Source organism: Pseudomonas sp. UBA2684 (genome assembly GCA_002354655.1).
Classification (GTDB): domain Bacteria; phylum Pseudomonadota; class Gammaproteobacteria; order Pseudomonadales; family Pseudomonadaceae; genus Aquipseudomonas.
In genome coordinates this window covers 1-12,653 of the sequence record DELY01000041.1, presented here as the reverse complement: position 1 = coordinate 12,653, position 12,653 = coordinate 1, and the positions used below count along the sequence as shown (strand labels likewise).

Here is a 12,653-nt window from a genome sequence, read left to right as displayed (position 1 = left end):
GGCGGTCTGTATCAACAGTTAACGGGTACAGAGCCATAAAAAAGCCCGGCACTTGGCCGGGCTTTTCTCATCACGCTGGCGTTTACTTCTCGACGAAAGCGCGCTCGATCAGGTAATCGCCTGGCTCGCCCATGCGCGCCGAGATTTTCAGACCGAAGCTGTCCAACACCTCGCTGGTTTCGTCGAGCATGCTCGGGCTTCCGCAAATCATCGCGCGGTCGTCCTGCGGGTTGATCGGCGGCAGACCGATATCACGGAACAGCTTGCCGCTACGCATCAGGTCGGTCAGCCGGCCCTGATTCTCGAACTCTTCGCGGGTCACGGTCGGGTAATAGATCAGCTTGCTCTTCAGCGCATCGCCGAAGTACTCGTTCTGCGGCAAGTGCTCGGTGATGAACTCGCGGTAAGCCACTTCGTTGACGTAACGCACACCATGCACCAGCACCACTTTCTCATAGCGCTCATAGGTTTCCGGGTCCTGAATCACGCTCATGAACGGCGCCAGGCCAGTGCCGGTGCTCAGCAGGTAGAGGTGCTTGCCGGGCAGCAAATCGTCGAGCACCAGAGTGCCGGTCGGTTTGCGGCTGATCATCAACTCATCGCCTGGCTTGAGGTGCTGCAATTGCGAGGTCAGCGGGCCGTCTTGCACCTTGATGCTGAAGAACTCCAAATGCTCTTCGTAGTTCGGGCTGGCGATGGAGTAGGCACGCATCAACGGCCGACCGTTACCCTGCTGCAAGCCGATCATCACGAACTGGCCATTCTCGAAACGCAGACCTGGGTCACGGGTGGTCTTGAAACTGAACAGGGTGTCGTTCCAATGGTGGACGCTAAGCACACGCTCTACGTTCAGATTGCTCATGCAGGCTTCCTCAGAAAGTCACGGACACCCGACCGGGTGATTGCGCGGCATTCTAGAGGCGCGCAGAATATCTGTTAAGTGGATTATTAAGATATAGGTTATCGGTTATATAGATATGCGATTTACTCTCAGACAACTTCAGGTGTTCGTCGCCGTCGCCCAACAGGAAAGCGTCTCGCGCGCCGCCGAATCACTGGCACTGTCGCAATCGGCCACCAGCACCTCGCTGACCGAGCTGGAGCGCCAGACCGACTGCCAATTGTTCGACCGCGCCGGCAAGCGCCTCAACCTCAACGCCCTCGGCCGGCAGCTGCTGCCGCAAGCAGTGGCTTTGCTCGACCAGGCCAAGGAAATCGAACGCCTGCTCAATGGCAAGAGCGGCTTCGGCTCGCTGAATGTTGGCGCCACGCTGACTGTCGGCAACTACCTGGCAACCCTATTGATCGGCAGTTTCATGCAGCGCCACCCGGAGTGCCGGGTCAAGCTGCAGGTGCACAACACTGCGCATGTGGTGCAGCAAATCGCTCATTACGAGCTGGACCTCGGGCTGATCGAAGGCGATTGCCAACACCCGGATATCGAGGTGCAACCCTGGGTCGAGGACGAGCTGGTGGTGTTCTGCGCCCCCAGCCACGCTCTGGCCAAGCGAGGCGAGGCGAGCCTGGGGGAGCTGAGCCGTGAAGCGTGGATTCTCCGCGAGCAAGGCTCCGGCACCCGGCTGACCTTCGACCAAGCCATGCGCCATCACCCCAGCTCACTGAATATCCGCCTGGAGCTTGAGCATACCGAGGCGATCAAACGCGCCGTGGAGTCGGGCCTGGGCATCGGCTGCATCTCGCGCCTGGCGCTACGCGACGCTTTTCGCCGGGGCAGCCTGATGCCGCTGGAAACACCCGAGCTGGACCTGCGTCGACAGTTCTACTTCATCTGGCACAAACAGAAGTACCAGACCGCCGCCATGCGCGAATTCCTCGAGCTGTGCCGGGCTCTGACCGCTGGGGTCAGGCGCAGCGACGAAATCGTCTTGCCAACCATCGCGTAAAGGCGCTGACCGCGGTTCAACCCAGCAGGATCAGCAGCCAGACACTGCCGATCAAGGCCAGCGAGACGAATTGTGCGGCGCTGCCCATATCCTTGGCATTCTTCGACAGCGGGTGCAGATCCAGGGAAATGCGGTCAATCGCCGCCTCCACCGCCGAGTTGAGCAACTCGACGATCAACGCCAGCAGGCAGACGCCGATCATCAGCGCGCGCTCGCCGCGGCTGACATCGACAACCAAGGCCAGCGGAATCAACAGCGCATTGAGCAACACCAACTGACGAAATGCGGCCTCGCCGGTGAAAGCCACGCGCAAACCGTCCAGCGAGTAGCCGGTGGCATTGAGGATACGTTTGAGGCCGGTCTGGCCTTTGAATGGCGACATAGGGGCAGCTGACCACAACAATAAAAGGCCGGCAGGCTACGCCATTGCCAGGTAAAAGTCCGGGGGATTCGCGGCTAGCTGGTGGGAATCGATTCCAGCTGCTGCAACAGTAGCGCGGCCTGGGTGCGCGTGCGCACACCGAGCTTGCGGAAAATCGCTGTGACATGCGCTTTTACCGTGGCCTCGGAAACACTCAGCTCGTAAGCGATCTGCTTGTTCAGCAATCCCTCGCAAACCATGGTCAATACGCGAAACTGCTGCGGCGTAAGACTGGCGAGACCGGCGCTGGCGGCTTTCGCCTCGGCCGATACGCTGGCCGCTTCCTGGGTTTGCAGTGGCCACCAGGCATCGCCATCGAGCACCTGGCGCACCGCTTGTTGAATGGTCTCCAGCGGGCTGGATTTGGGAATAAAACCGCTCGCCCCAAATTCGCGGGAGCGCGCGACCACCGCGACATCTTCCTGGGCGGAGATCATCACCACGGGAATTTGCGGGTATTGCCCACGCAGCAGCACCAGACCGGAGAAGCCATAGGCGCCGGGCATATTCAGATCAAGCAAGACCAGATCCCAGTCCGCCTTTGCCGCCAGACAGGTTTCCAGCTCAGCGATGCTGGCCGCTTCAACCAGTCGCACATCGGGGCCCAAGCCCAGGGTCAACGCCTGCTGAAGCGCGCTGCGAAACAATGGATGATCATCGGCAATCAGGATTTCGTAAGCAGCCATGGCAGATCCTGTTCTTGTTATGTGAGCACCGTATGGCGGCACTTCCCGCGGCACACCGAGCGAACTCGTGCGCAATCAAAACGTACGGCACAGCCGCAAATGCGCCTGAGGCGGCGCCCAGCATGCCGAGCGATGACGAGGTGGTCAAGCGCGATACTTTGCGGCACAGTTCGCGACTTTGCCAACCGAGAGCCTTTTATGCGAAGCCATGCCTTGCGCGCCGATCTGTTGATGCTGCTGACTGCGATGATCTGGGGCTCGTCGTTTGTCGCGCAACGCCTAGGCATGGACTCGATCGGACCGTTTTTATACAGCGGCCTGCGCTTTGCTCTGGCAGCCTTGATTCTCCTGCCGCTGCTGCCGTTACTGCAACACCGCTCACGCGGCGCACCAACGCCTGCACTGAATCGCCAGTTGCTGCTGGGCGGCGGCCTGATGGGCCTGGCACTGGCGTTGGGGATCAACCTGCAACAGGTCGGCCTGCTGTTCACCAGCGTGACCAACTCCGGGTTCATCACCGGCCTGTAAGTGATCATCGTGCCATTGCTCGGCCTGTTAATCGGTCAAAAGACTGGCCTGGGCATCTGGCTCGGTGCCTCGCTGGCGGTGCTCGGGATGTTTCTGCTGAGCGTCGGCGAAGGTTTCCAGGTTGCCTCCGGCGACTGGCTGCAATTGGCCGGTGCGTTCGTCTGGGGCGTGCACGTACTACTCGTGGGCTTTTTTGCTGGCCGCCATGATCCGCTGCGTTTAGCGGCGGTGCAGTTCGTCACCTGCGCAGTGATCAGCCTGCTACTGGCGGTGATCTTCGAAGAAATCCAGCTCGACGCGATCATTGCCGCCGGCCCGGCGATTCTTTATGGCGGCCTGTTTGGCGTGGCCATCGGCTTCACCTTGCAGGTGGTGGCGCAAAAGGATGCCATCGCCTCCCATGCCGCCATCATCCTTTCTCTGGAGGCGGTATTTGCCGCCATCGCCGGCGCCTGGTTACTCGGCGAATCGCTGGCGTTGCGCGGCTACTTTGGCTGCGCGCTGATGTTCAGCGGCATGCTGCTGGCGCAACTGTGGCCGAAAAAACCAGCGCCGCTCGCCCACTGACACCTCAGAGAAACGCCTGCAAGTGCTGGTGCAGCTCATCATTCAGGTCGACTGCACGCGGCGCTTTAGCCGCCAGGTAGTGCTGGCTGAATACGTCCAGGTAAGCATTCAGCGCATCGGCCGCACGTTGATCGCCAGCCAATTCCAGACACAACGCAGCCACTTCGGCCGTGCACAGGTGGTCATCGCGCGTAGAGCGCCGCAGTCGATAGCGTGACAACTGCTCCGGCTGTAAACCAAGCACCGGCAAGCTGTCGAGGTAGGGGCTTTTGCGAAACATCTTGCGCGCCTCGGTCCAGGTGGCATCGAGCAAGACAAACAGCGGCCGCTTGCCATCCGTCACGCGTACCGCATCCACCACGCGCTCGGGCGCCGCATATTCGCCGGGAAACACCAGAAACGGCTGCCACTGCGGGTCGCTCAACAACGCCGGCAACTCAGCCTCGACCGCCGTGCGGGACCAACCAAACGCCGAGGTATCGGCCACTACATCGGCAATCAGCCAACCAGTATTGCTGGGTTTCAGCGCCTCGACATCGTGCATCAACAAGCACATGGCCGACTGTGCCGGTACCCGAGGCCGCCACGCGCACAGGCAGTGGCTCAGGGCCAGACGGCACGCCTGGCAACGCACAGCCCTGGAGCCACGAGCGATGAAGGGCTTTTCACTACGCGCCAGACGCGCGGCACGCAAACGAGCAACGGCGTGGCTCATCGCAAGAGCGCCGCGTGACAAAGAAAGGAAGGCATGGTTGATCCCGGTTCGATAAGCGCGGCAGTCTAACAAAGCCGCTGCATGCTGCTGCATTGCGTGCGACTGAAGGTGCCGCCAAGTAAGATAGCGGCCACTGAACCTCTGCCGGCACTGGCCTGTCGAAGGATCGAACCGACTATGGAGAACCCCATGCTGCGCCTCATTACCCTTACGCTTGCCCTGAGCCTGCCCGCTCTTGCCCATGCCGCATCGCTCAAAGAGCTGGAGCTGAGCAAAATGCTGGAAAAAGTCGCGCAGGAAAGTAGCGTAGGTACGCCACGAGCGATCAACGAGGACATTCTCGACCAGGGCTATACCGTTGAAGGCAATGAATTGGTCAACCACCTCAGCGTGCGCGCCGGACATGCCGCGCAAATGCGTGGCAACCCGGACTCAGTTCGCGCACAACTGGCCAATAGTGTGTGCCGCAATACCGGCTATCGCCAGTTGCTGGCCCGCGGTGCGGTGCTGCGCTACCAATTCAGCGAATACAAGAGCAACCGCCCGGTGACCACCGAGCGCTTTGGCAAGGCCGATTGCGGCCTGTAGCCAGATCTTAGTTTTTTTGCGCGCGACGCTGCTCATCGTCCGCGCGCAAGTCCGCGAGTAGCGCTTCCATATAACGCGAACGCCGCGCGCCACCCTCCAAGCGCCGCAAGCACTCCTCCTCCATGCTCAGTTGGTTGGTACGCGCCGCGTGTTGCAACAGGCGGTACAAATCCAAATCGATCTCCAACGTCACCTTAGGCATACCTGCCCCTCCCTTTCCTGACACTCCTGCAAGTAAATCAGAGTCTAAGCAGAAGCTACGGCGCTCAGACGAACGGCGCGTGGGCGGCCCTATAAGCCGCTCCCGCCTCAATGCCACCACGACTGAATACCGCCCAGAGCGGCTCCGGCACATGGCGATCGGCAGAAGATCCCGGCTCTGCAATCGGTATTACGTGAACGCCTCAACTGGGTAGCCGGACAGGTCGTACGCTGAGCGATACCGCTGCGCTTGCGCTCAAAACAGACGGTGAACACCGACCGTCCACACCAATTTTTGCCCCGCAAAGCACAACGACCCAGCCATACTGAGCACAGGGTCGAGCTTTTTAGGGAGTGGAAAAGACTCGCTCGCGTCGAAAAAGGAGAAGTCGTATGCCTTATGAATCGGACGATTATCTGTCCCGGCATTTTCAAACCAGTGACATTGACCTGACCAGCAAAGTGGAGGAACTCACCGCACTCGTTACCCCCCCGAACAGCCCTAACCTACCGCTGTATCGGGAAATGATCACCACCGTAATCCGTATGGCTCAAGCTGATCGTAATCGCTGGGATGCCAAAATCATGCTGCAAACCCTGCGCGAGATGGAACACGCCTTCAGCGCGCTGGAACAGTTCAAGCGACGGCGTAAAGTCACCGTATTCGGCTCGGCACGTACTCCACCCAGTCACCCGGTGTATGCCCTCGCCTGCGAGCTGGGTGCCACCTTGGCGCGTTACGACCTGATGGTGATCACCGGTGCGGGGGGCGGCATCATGGCTGCCGCGCATGAAGGTGCGGGCCTGGAAAACAGCCTAGGCTTCAACATCACCCTGCCCTTCGAGCAAGGCGCCAACGCCACGGTGCAAGGCAGTGGCAACCTGCTGTCGTTCCACTTCTTCTTCCTGCGCAAACTGTTCTTCGTCAAGGAAGCCGATGCGCTGGTGCTCTGCCCGGGCGGTTTTGGCACCCTGGATGAAGCCCTGGAAGTACTTACGCTGATCCAGACGGGTAAAAGCCCTTTGGTACCAGTGGTATTGCTCGACCAGCCGGGTGGCAGCTTTTGGAAAGATGCGCTGGCATTCATCGAGCAGCAGTTGCAGGGCAACGGCTACATCCTCCCCAGCGACATGAACCTTATGCGCCTGGTCTACAGCGCCGATGAAGCAGCCGAGGAAATTGCCCAGTTCTACCGTAACTTCCACTCCAGCCGCTGGCTCAAGGATCGCTTCGTGATCCGCCTTAATCACCGGCTCAGTGAGGCAACGATGCGGCAGCTCAATCGTGACTTTATTGGCCTGTGCAAGAACGGCGACTTTCAACAACAACCGTATTGCGAGTCCGAGCAAGACGAACCCGAACTGGCCCCGCTGACGCGTCTGGCCTTCGTATTCAACGGTCGCGACCACGGACGTCTACGCGAGCTATTGAACCTGATCAACCAACCGCAACACTGGGCGACGCCACCCGGCTGACATTAGCGAACGCTCGCCCACACCCTACTGGCCATGCGCAGCGCGCATGGCCAGTAGGTTTTTTACTGAGTCAATCGTCTAATGCGCCGCGCAACAACCGGCCAATAAGATCCAGTGGATAACCACGGTAACTGAGGAAGCGCCCCTGCTGGGCACGCTCGCGGGCGTCCCGCGGCAATTCACCGGCGAACTTGCGACGCCAGGTATCTGCCAATTGCTCGCGCCAATCAATGCCGCTATCGCGCAACGCCTGCTCGACATCCGCACGCGCCAAACCGCGTTGCGTCAACTCTTCGCGAATGCGCAACGGTCCATAACCGGCGCGCGCGCGATAGCTGACAAAGCTTTCCAGATAACGCGCCTCAGACAACAAACCCTCGTCCGCCAAGCGGTCGAGGGCTGCTTCGATCAGATCGTCGGGAGCACCGCGCTTGCGCAACTTGCGCATCAGTTCGACACGCCCGTGCTCACGCCGCGCCAGTAGATCCATGGCCGCCCGGCGCACCGCGACGGGGTTATCCAATACGACGGACATGCGCTACCAAATCAGGCGTCGACTTCGGCGTCAGCCAGATCATTGGCCGTGGCATTCGAATTGGTCTTGACCGGAGCACTGGTGACCAGCAACTTCTCGCGGATCAGGCCTTCAACAGTGCGCGCCACTTCCGGGTTGTCTTCCAGATACTTGGCCGAGTTGGCCTTACCCTGACCGATCTTGTTGCCTTGGTAGCTGTACCAGGCACCGGATTTTTCCAACAGGCCGAGTTGCACGCCCAGGTCGATGATCTCGCCGTTGCGGTAGATGCCCTTGCCGTAAAGGATCTGGAATTCAGCCTGACGGAACGGCGGCGCCACCTTGTTCTTCACCACTTTGACGCGGGTTTCGCTGCCGACCACTTCGTCGCCTTCCTTCACCGCGCCGGTACGGCGGATATCCAGACGCACCGAGGCATAAAACTTCAGGGCGTTACCACCGGTGGTGGTTTCCGGGCTGCCGAACATCACGCCGATCTTCATACGGATCTGGTTGATAAAGATCACCAGGCAGTTGGCGTTTTTGATGTTGCCGGTGATTTTGCGCAGTGCCTGAGACATCAAACGAGCTTGCAGACCAACATGCATGTCGCCCATCTCACCTTCGATTTCCGCCTTTGGCACCAGGGCCGCCACGGAGTCGATGACGATCACGTCGATGGCATTGGAACGCACCAGCATGTCGGTGATTTCCAAGGCCTGCTCGCCGGTATCCGGCTGCGACACCAGCAGGTCGTCGACATTCACGCCGAGCTTACCGGCGTATTCTGGGTCGAGCGCATGTTCGGCATCGACGAAAGCACAGGTAGCGCCGAGCTTTTGCGCCTCGGCGATCACCGACAGCGTCAGAGTGGTTTTACCGGAAGATTCGGGGCCGTAAATCTCGACGATCCGACCTTTTGGCAAACCACCAATGCCCAGTGCGATATCCAGACCCAAGGAGCCGGTGGAGATAGCTGGAATCGCTTGGCGATCATGATCGCCCATGCGCATGACCGCGCCTTTACCAAACTGTTTTTCGATCTGGCCCAGGGCAGCAGCCAAAGCACGCTTCTTATTCTCGTCCATTGAAATCCTCACGTAATCAAGAAGGGCCTGACGGCCACCAACAACTGTATAAGTAGCCAGTATTATTCCATAGGGCAAGTCGCACGCCTACCCCGCGCTTGGATTTTCTTGCGCAACCAGCCGCAGCAGCCCCGCCAGTGCGGCCTCGACCGTTTGTCGGCGAACTTCGCTGCGATCCCCGGCAAACTGGCGACGCACACTGAAGAGCTGCTCGCCGTCGCCCCAGGCCAACCACACCGTGCCCACCGGTTTCTGCGCAGAACCGCCATCGGGCCCCGCAACACCGCTGACCGCCACCGCATAACGCGCACCACTTTGAGCCTGCGCACCACGCACCATGGCCTCGACCACCTCGCGACTGACCGCGCCTACCGAGCTGAACAGCGCTTCGGGCACGGCCAATTGCTTGCTTTTCTGCGCATTGGAATAGGTGACATAACCCGCCTCGAACCAGGCCGAGCTCCCAGAAATTCGCGTAATCGCCTCGGCAATGCCGCCGCCGGTGCAGGATTCGGCGGTGCTCACCTGAGCCTGCACCTTGAATAATTCTCCACCTAACTCGGCAGCCAGGCGCGTCAAGCGTTGCTCATTCACCACCTTCTGCACTCCGGGGTTAAAGCCAGCCAAAGGGATACCGTACACTAGGCGCTTTTGCGATTCAGCCGGACAGTCAAAACGATGAGCCAAAGCGACCTCAGTTCTCACACGCCGATGATGCAGCAATATTGGCGACTGAAAAATCAGCACCCGGATCAGCTGATGTTTTATCGCATGGGCGACTTCTACGAGATCTTTTACGAGGACGCAAAAAAAGCGGCCAAGTTGCTCGACATCACCCTGACTGCCCGCGGCCAATCCGCCGGCCAGGCTATCCCAATGTGCGGTATTCCCTACCACTCACTGGAGGGTTACCTGGCCAAACTGGTCAAGCTCGGCGAATCGGTAGTGATCTGCGAGCAGATCGGCGATCCCGCCACCAGCAAAGGCCCGGTGGAACGCCAGGTAGTACGCATCATCACCCCCGGCACGGTCAGCGATGAAGCGCTTCTCGATGAGCGTCGCGACAACCTGCTGGCCGCGGTGCTGGGTGACGAGCGCCTGTTCGGCCTGGCCGTGCTGGATATCACCAGCGGCCGTTTCAGCGTGCTGGAAATCAACGGCTGGGAAAATCTGCTGGCCGAGCTGGAACGCCTTAATCCGGTCGAACTGCTGATCCCCGATGATTGGCCGCAAGGTTTGCCCGCGGAAAAACGCCGCGGCGCTCGCCGCCGCGCGCCCTGGGACTTCGAGCACGATACTGCGCACAAGAGCCTGTGCCAGCAATTCTCTACCCAGGACCTCAAGGGCTTCGGCTGCGAAAACCTGACCCTGGCCATTGGTGCCGCCGGCTGCCTGCTGGCCTATGCCAAGGAAACCCAGCGCACCGCCTTACCCCATCTGCGCAGCCTGCGTCATGAGCGCCTCGACGATACGGTAATTCTCGACGGTGCCAGCCGGCGCAACCTAGAGCTGGACGTGAACCTCGCGGGCGGGCGTGACAACACCCTGCAATCGGTAGTCGACCGCTGCCAAACCGCCATGGGTAGCCGCCTGCTCAGTCGCTGGCTGAACCGCCCGCTGCGTGACCGAACCATCCTGGAAGCGCGCCAAGAATCGATTGCCTGCCTGCTGGAACGCTACCGCTTCGAAACCTTGCAGCCACATCTCAAGGAAATCGGCGACCTGGAACGCATCCTCGCCCGTATCGGCCTGCGCAATGCGCGCCCGCGAGATCTGGCGCGCCTGCGCGACGCCTTGGCGGCGTTGCCCGAGCTGCAACAGGCAATGAGCGACCTGGACTCAGCGCATCTGCAAACCCTGGCGGATACCGTCAGTACTTACCCGGAGCTGGCCGAGCTGCTGGCCCGCGCGGTCATCGACAACCCGCCGGCGGTAATCCGTGATGGCGGCGTACTGAAAACCGGTTACGACGCCGAACTGGACGAGTTGCAATCGCTCAGTGAGAACGCCGGTCAGTACCTGATGGACCTGGAAACCCGCGAGAAGGCTCGCACCGGCTTGGCCAATCTCAAGGTCGGCTACAACCGCGTGCACGGCTACTTTATCGAGCTACCCAGTAAACAAGCCGAGTCCGCGCCGGCCGACTACATCCGCCGACAGACTCTGAAAGGGGCCGAGCGCTTTATCACCCCCGAACTCAAAGAGTTCGAGGACAAGGCGTTATCGGCCAAAAGCCGCGCACTGGCGCGCGAGAAGATGCTTTACGACGAGTTACTGGAGCGCCTGATCGGCCATCTGGGACCGCTACAAGACAGCGCTGCCGCGCTGGCCGAACTGGATGTGCTGAGCAACCTGGCAGAGCGCGCGCTGAATCTCGATCTCAACCGGCCGCGCTTTGTCGAAGAGCCGTGCATGCGCATCGAACAGGGTCGCCACCCGGTGGTCGAGCAAGTGCTGACCACACCATTCGTGGCTAACGATCTGAGCCTCGACGACGCCACGCGCATGCTGATCATCACCGGGCCGAACATGGGCGGTAAATCCACCTATATGCGCCAGACTGCGCTGATCGTGCTACTCGCGCACATCGGCAGTTTCGTCCCCGCGGCCCGCTGCGAACTGTCGCTGGTCGACCGCATCTTCACCCGTATCGGCTCCAGCGATGACTTGGCCGGGGGGCGTTCGACATTCATGGTGGAGATGAGCGAAACCGCCAACATCCTGCACAATGCCAGCGAACACAGCTTGGTGCTGATGGACGAAGTCGGCCGCGGCACCAGCACCTTCGACGGCCTGTCGCTGGCCTGGGCCGCCGCCGAGCAACTGGCCAAACTGCGTGCCTACACGTTGTTCGCCACTCACTACTTCGAACTCACGGTGCTGCCCGAGAGCGAGTCAATCGTCGCCAACGTGCACCTCAATGCCACTGAACACAACGAACGCATCGTCTTTTTGCATCACGTGCTGCCCGGCCCGGCAAGCCAGAGCTATGGTTTAGCTGTGGCGCAGTTGGCCGGCGTACCCAACGAAGTGATTCTACGTGCCCGCGAACATCTGGCCCGCCTGGAAACCACCAGCCTGCCGCATGATTTGCCACGACACGAGCCTGGCCAAGCGGCCGCACCGTTACAAAGCGACCTGTTCGCCAGCCTGCCGCACCCGGTACTGGAGGAATTATTGAAGATCAATCCGGATGATCTGACGCCGCGTAAAGCACTGGAACTGTTATATACATGGAAAGCACGAGTCTGACGTCAGCCCGCACAAGCTGATAGAATCGCGCGCGCTTTGGGATGCTGCGGCCTATTAGCCTGGCGCCGTAGCCATAGTTTCCCGAGCCGAGGAGCTGCTTATGAGAACAGTTCCCCTGCCGTAGCCTGAGGAGAGAATTAGAAATGACCTTCGTCGTCACCGACAACTGCATCAAGTGCAAGTACACCGACTGCGTGGAAGTCTGTCCGGTGGACTGCTTCTACGAAGGCCCGAACTTCCTGGTGATTCACCCGGACGAGTGCATTGACTGCGCACTCTGCGAGCCGGAATGCCCGGCCCAGGCGATCTTCTCCGAAGACGAGGTGCCCGAGGACATGCAGGAATTTATCGAGCTGAACGCCGACCTGGCTGAAGTGTGGCCAAACATCACCGAGAAGAAAGAAGCGCTGGTTGATGCCGAAGAGTGGGATGGCATCAAAGACAAGCTGCAACATCTGGAACGCTGAGTTTCACTCGGCGCTCACTAAAAGACCCGCCTTGCGCGGGTCTTTTGCTTTTCTGCAGGCAAAAAAAGGGGCGGTGTTACCCGCCCACTCTTTTGTCCCTACTCCCTTTATTTCCAAACTCATCATCCTGATGAAATCGCATCCCGCGATTGTCCTGGCTGCCATCCTTTGCAACCTGTGTCTGTCCCTCGACACAGGACTGATACTAGCAATTTCCTGACTGCTTGCGGATTCCACGCCATTCGG

13 protein-coding genes and 2 pseudogenes are annotated in these 12,653 nt (G+C 60.0%); 6 read left to right on the top strand and 9 right to left on the bottom strand.

All coding sequences use genetic code 11. The annotated features are described in order from the left end of the window. Positions 1-82: 82 nt before the first annotated feature. Positions 83-862 carry a ferredoxin-NADP reductase gene (gene fpr, locus B3M58_RS13725; protein ID WP_296219882.1) on the bottom strand — a complete coding sequence of 260 codons (780 nt, stop codon included), beginning with the start codon at positions 860-862 and terminating at the stop codon, positions 83-85. 115 nt (positions 863-977) lie between these two features. On the opposite strand from fpr, the gene B3M58_RS13720 reads away from it, so the two are divergent. Next, on the top strand, positions 978-1,904 hold the full coding sequence (locus tag B3M58_RS13720) for a LysR family transcriptional regulator (RefSeq protein WP_296219880.1): 927 nt from the start codon (positions 978-980) through the stop codon (positions 1,902-1,904). Positions 1,905-1,920: 16 nt separating this feature from the next. On the opposite strand, the gene B3M58_RS13715 is transcribed toward B3M58_RS13720, so the two are convergent. Beyond that, positions 1,921-2,286, bottom strand: a complete 366-nt coding sequence (locus B3M58_RS13715) for a diacylglycerol kinase (protein ID WP_296219879.1) — start codon at positions 2,284-2,286, stop codon at positions 1,921-1,923. Positions 2,287-2,360: 74 nt separating this feature from the next. Next, positions 2,361-3,011: a response regulator transcription factor ErdR gene (gene erdR, locus B3M58_RS13710; RefSeq protein WP_296219877.1), complete on the bottom strand. Its 651-nt coding sequence runs from the start codon at positions 3,009-3,011 to the stop codon at positions 2,361-2,363. A gap of 132 nt (positions 3,012-3,143) precedes the next feature. Here erdR and B3M58_RS13705 point away from each other — a divergent pair. Then, positions 3,144-4,106: pseudogene (locus B3M58_RS13705) on the top strand (DMT family transporter). A gap of 4 nt (positions 4,107-4,110) precedes the next feature. On the opposite strand, the gene B3M58_RS13700 reads toward B3M58_RS13705, so the two are convergent. Further along, entirely contained in the window at positions 4,111-4,821 is a 711-nt protein-coding gene (locus B3M58_RS13700; protein WP_296219875.1) for a tRNA-uridine aminocarboxypropyltransferase, read from the bottom strand. 189 nt (positions 4,822-5,010) lie between these two features. On the opposite strand from B3M58_RS13700, the gene B3M58_RS13695 reads away from it, so the two are divergent. Next, on the top strand, positions 5,011-5,409 hold the full coding sequence (locus B3M58_RS13695; RefSeq protein WP_296219873.1) for a quorum-sensing-regulated virulence factor family protein: 399 nt from the start codon (positions 5,011-5,013) through the stop codon (positions 5,407-5,409). A 7-nt stretch (positions 5,410-5,416) separates the two neighbouring features. Here B3M58_RS13695 and B3M58_RS13690 read toward each other — a convergent pair whose 3' ends face one another. After that, positions 5,417-5,611 (bottom strand): hypothetical protein, encoded by a 195-nt coding sequence (locus tag B3M58_RS13690; protein WP_296219871.1) that lies wholly within the window; start codon positions 5,609-5,611, stop codon positions 5,417-5,419. Between the two features lie 392 nt (positions 5,612-6,003). Between B3M58_RS13690 and B3M58_RS13685 the strand changes: the two genes are divergently transcribed. Then, positions 6,004-7,086: an LOG family protein gene (locus B3M58_RS13685; protein ID WP_296219869.1), complete on the top strand. Its 1,083-nt coding sequence runs from the start codon at positions 6,004-6,006 to the stop codon at positions 7,084-7,086. 70 nt (positions 7,087-7,156) lie between these two features. On the opposite strand, the gene recX is transcribed toward B3M58_RS13685, so the two are convergent. The 3 genes from recX to B3M58_RS13670 all read right to left on the bottom strand — a co-directional run bounded on the left by recX (position 7,157) and on the right by B3M58_RS13670 (position 9,285). Beyond that, positions 7,157-7,621 carry a recombination regulator RecX gene (gene recX, locus B3M58_RS13680; protein WP_296219867.1) on the bottom strand — a complete coding sequence of 155 codons (465 nt, stop codon included), beginning with the start codon at positions 7,619-7,621 and terminating at the stop codon, positions 7,157-7,159. Between the two features lie 11 nt (positions 7,622-7,632). Beyond that, positions 7,633-8,688, bottom strand: coding sequence for a recombinase RecA (gene recA, locus B3M58_RS13675; RefSeq protein WP_296219865.1), 1,056 nt, complete (start codon positions 8,686-8,688; stop codon positions 7,633-7,635). Between the two features lie 87 nt (positions 8,689-8,775). Continuing rightward, entirely contained in the window at positions 8,776-9,285 is a 510-nt protein-coding gene (locus tag B3M58_RS13670) for a CinA family protein (protein WP_296220115.1), read from the bottom strand. An 81-nt stretch (positions 9,286-9,366) separates the two neighbouring features. Between B3M58_RS13670 and mutS the strand changes: the two genes are divergently transcribed. Further along, positions 9,367-11,940: a DNA mismatch repair protein MutS gene (mutS, locus tag B3M58_RS13665; protein ID WP_296219863.1), complete on the top strand. Its 2,574-nt coding sequence runs from the start codon at positions 9,367-9,369 to the stop codon at positions 11,938-11,940. Positions 11,941-12,083: 143 nt separating this feature from the next. Further along, complete coding sequence (fdxA, locus tag B3M58_RS13660) at positions 12,084-12,407, top strand: ferredoxin FdxA (RefSeq protein WP_296219862.1); 324 nt, start codon at positions 12,084-12,086, stop codon at positions 12,405-12,407. Positions 12,408-12,410: 3 nt separating this feature from the next. Here fdxA and B3M58_RS13655 read toward each other — a convergent pair. Further along, positions 12,411-12,653, bottom strand: a pseudogene (locus tag B3M58_RS13655) (hypothetical protein); the annotation flags it as partial.

Excerpts from the sequence above, each read along its gene's own strand:
- fpr (WP_296219882.1), bottom strand. The coding sequence starts at position 862 with ATGAGCAATCTGAACGTAGAGCGTGTGCTTAGCGTCCACCATTGGAAC.
- B3M58_RS13720 (WP_296219880.1), top strand. The coding sequence starts at position 978 with ATGCGATTTACTCTCAGACAACTTCAGGTGTTCGTCGCCGTCGCCCAA.
- B3M58_RS13715 (WP_296219879.1), bottom strand. The coding sequence starts at position 2,286 with ATGTCGCCATTCAAAGGCCAGACCGGCCTCAAACGTATCCTCAATGCC.
- erdR (WP_296219877.1), bottom strand. The coding sequence starts at position 3,011 with ATGGCTGCTTACGAAATCCTGATTGCCGATGATCATCCATTGTTTCGC.
- B3M58_RS13700 (WP_296219875.1), bottom strand. The coding sequence starts at position 4,821 with ATGAGCCACGCCGTTGCTCGTTTGCGTGCCGCGCGTCTGGCGCGTAGT.
- B3M58_RS13695 (WP_296219873.1), top strand. The coding sequence starts at position 5,011 with ATGCTGCGCCTCATTACCCTTACGCTTGCCCTGAGCCTGCCCGCTCTT.
- B3M58_RS13690 (WP_296219871.1), bottom strand. The coding sequence starts at position 5,611 with ATGCCTAAGGTGACGTTGGAGATCGATTTGGATTTGTACCGCCTGTTG.
- B3M58_RS13685 (WP_296219869.1), top strand. The coding sequence starts at position 6,004 with ATGCCTTATGAATCGGACGATTATCTGTCCCGGCATTTTCAAACCAGT.
- recX (WP_296219867.1), bottom strand. The coding sequence starts at position 7,621 with ATGTCCGTCGTATTGGATAACCCCGTCGCGGTGCGCCGGGCGGCCATG.
- recA (WP_296219865.1), bottom strand. The coding sequence starts at position 8,688 with ATGGACGAGAATAAGAAGCGTGCTTTGGCTGCTGCCCTGGGCCAGATC.
- mutS (WP_296219863.1), top strand. The coding sequence starts at position 9,367 with ATGAGCCAAAGCGACCTCAGTTCTCACACGCCGATGATGCAGCAATAT.
- fdxA (WP_296219862.1), top strand. The coding sequence starts at position 12,084 with ATGACCTTCGTCGTCACCGACAACTGCATCAAGTGCAAGTACACCGAC.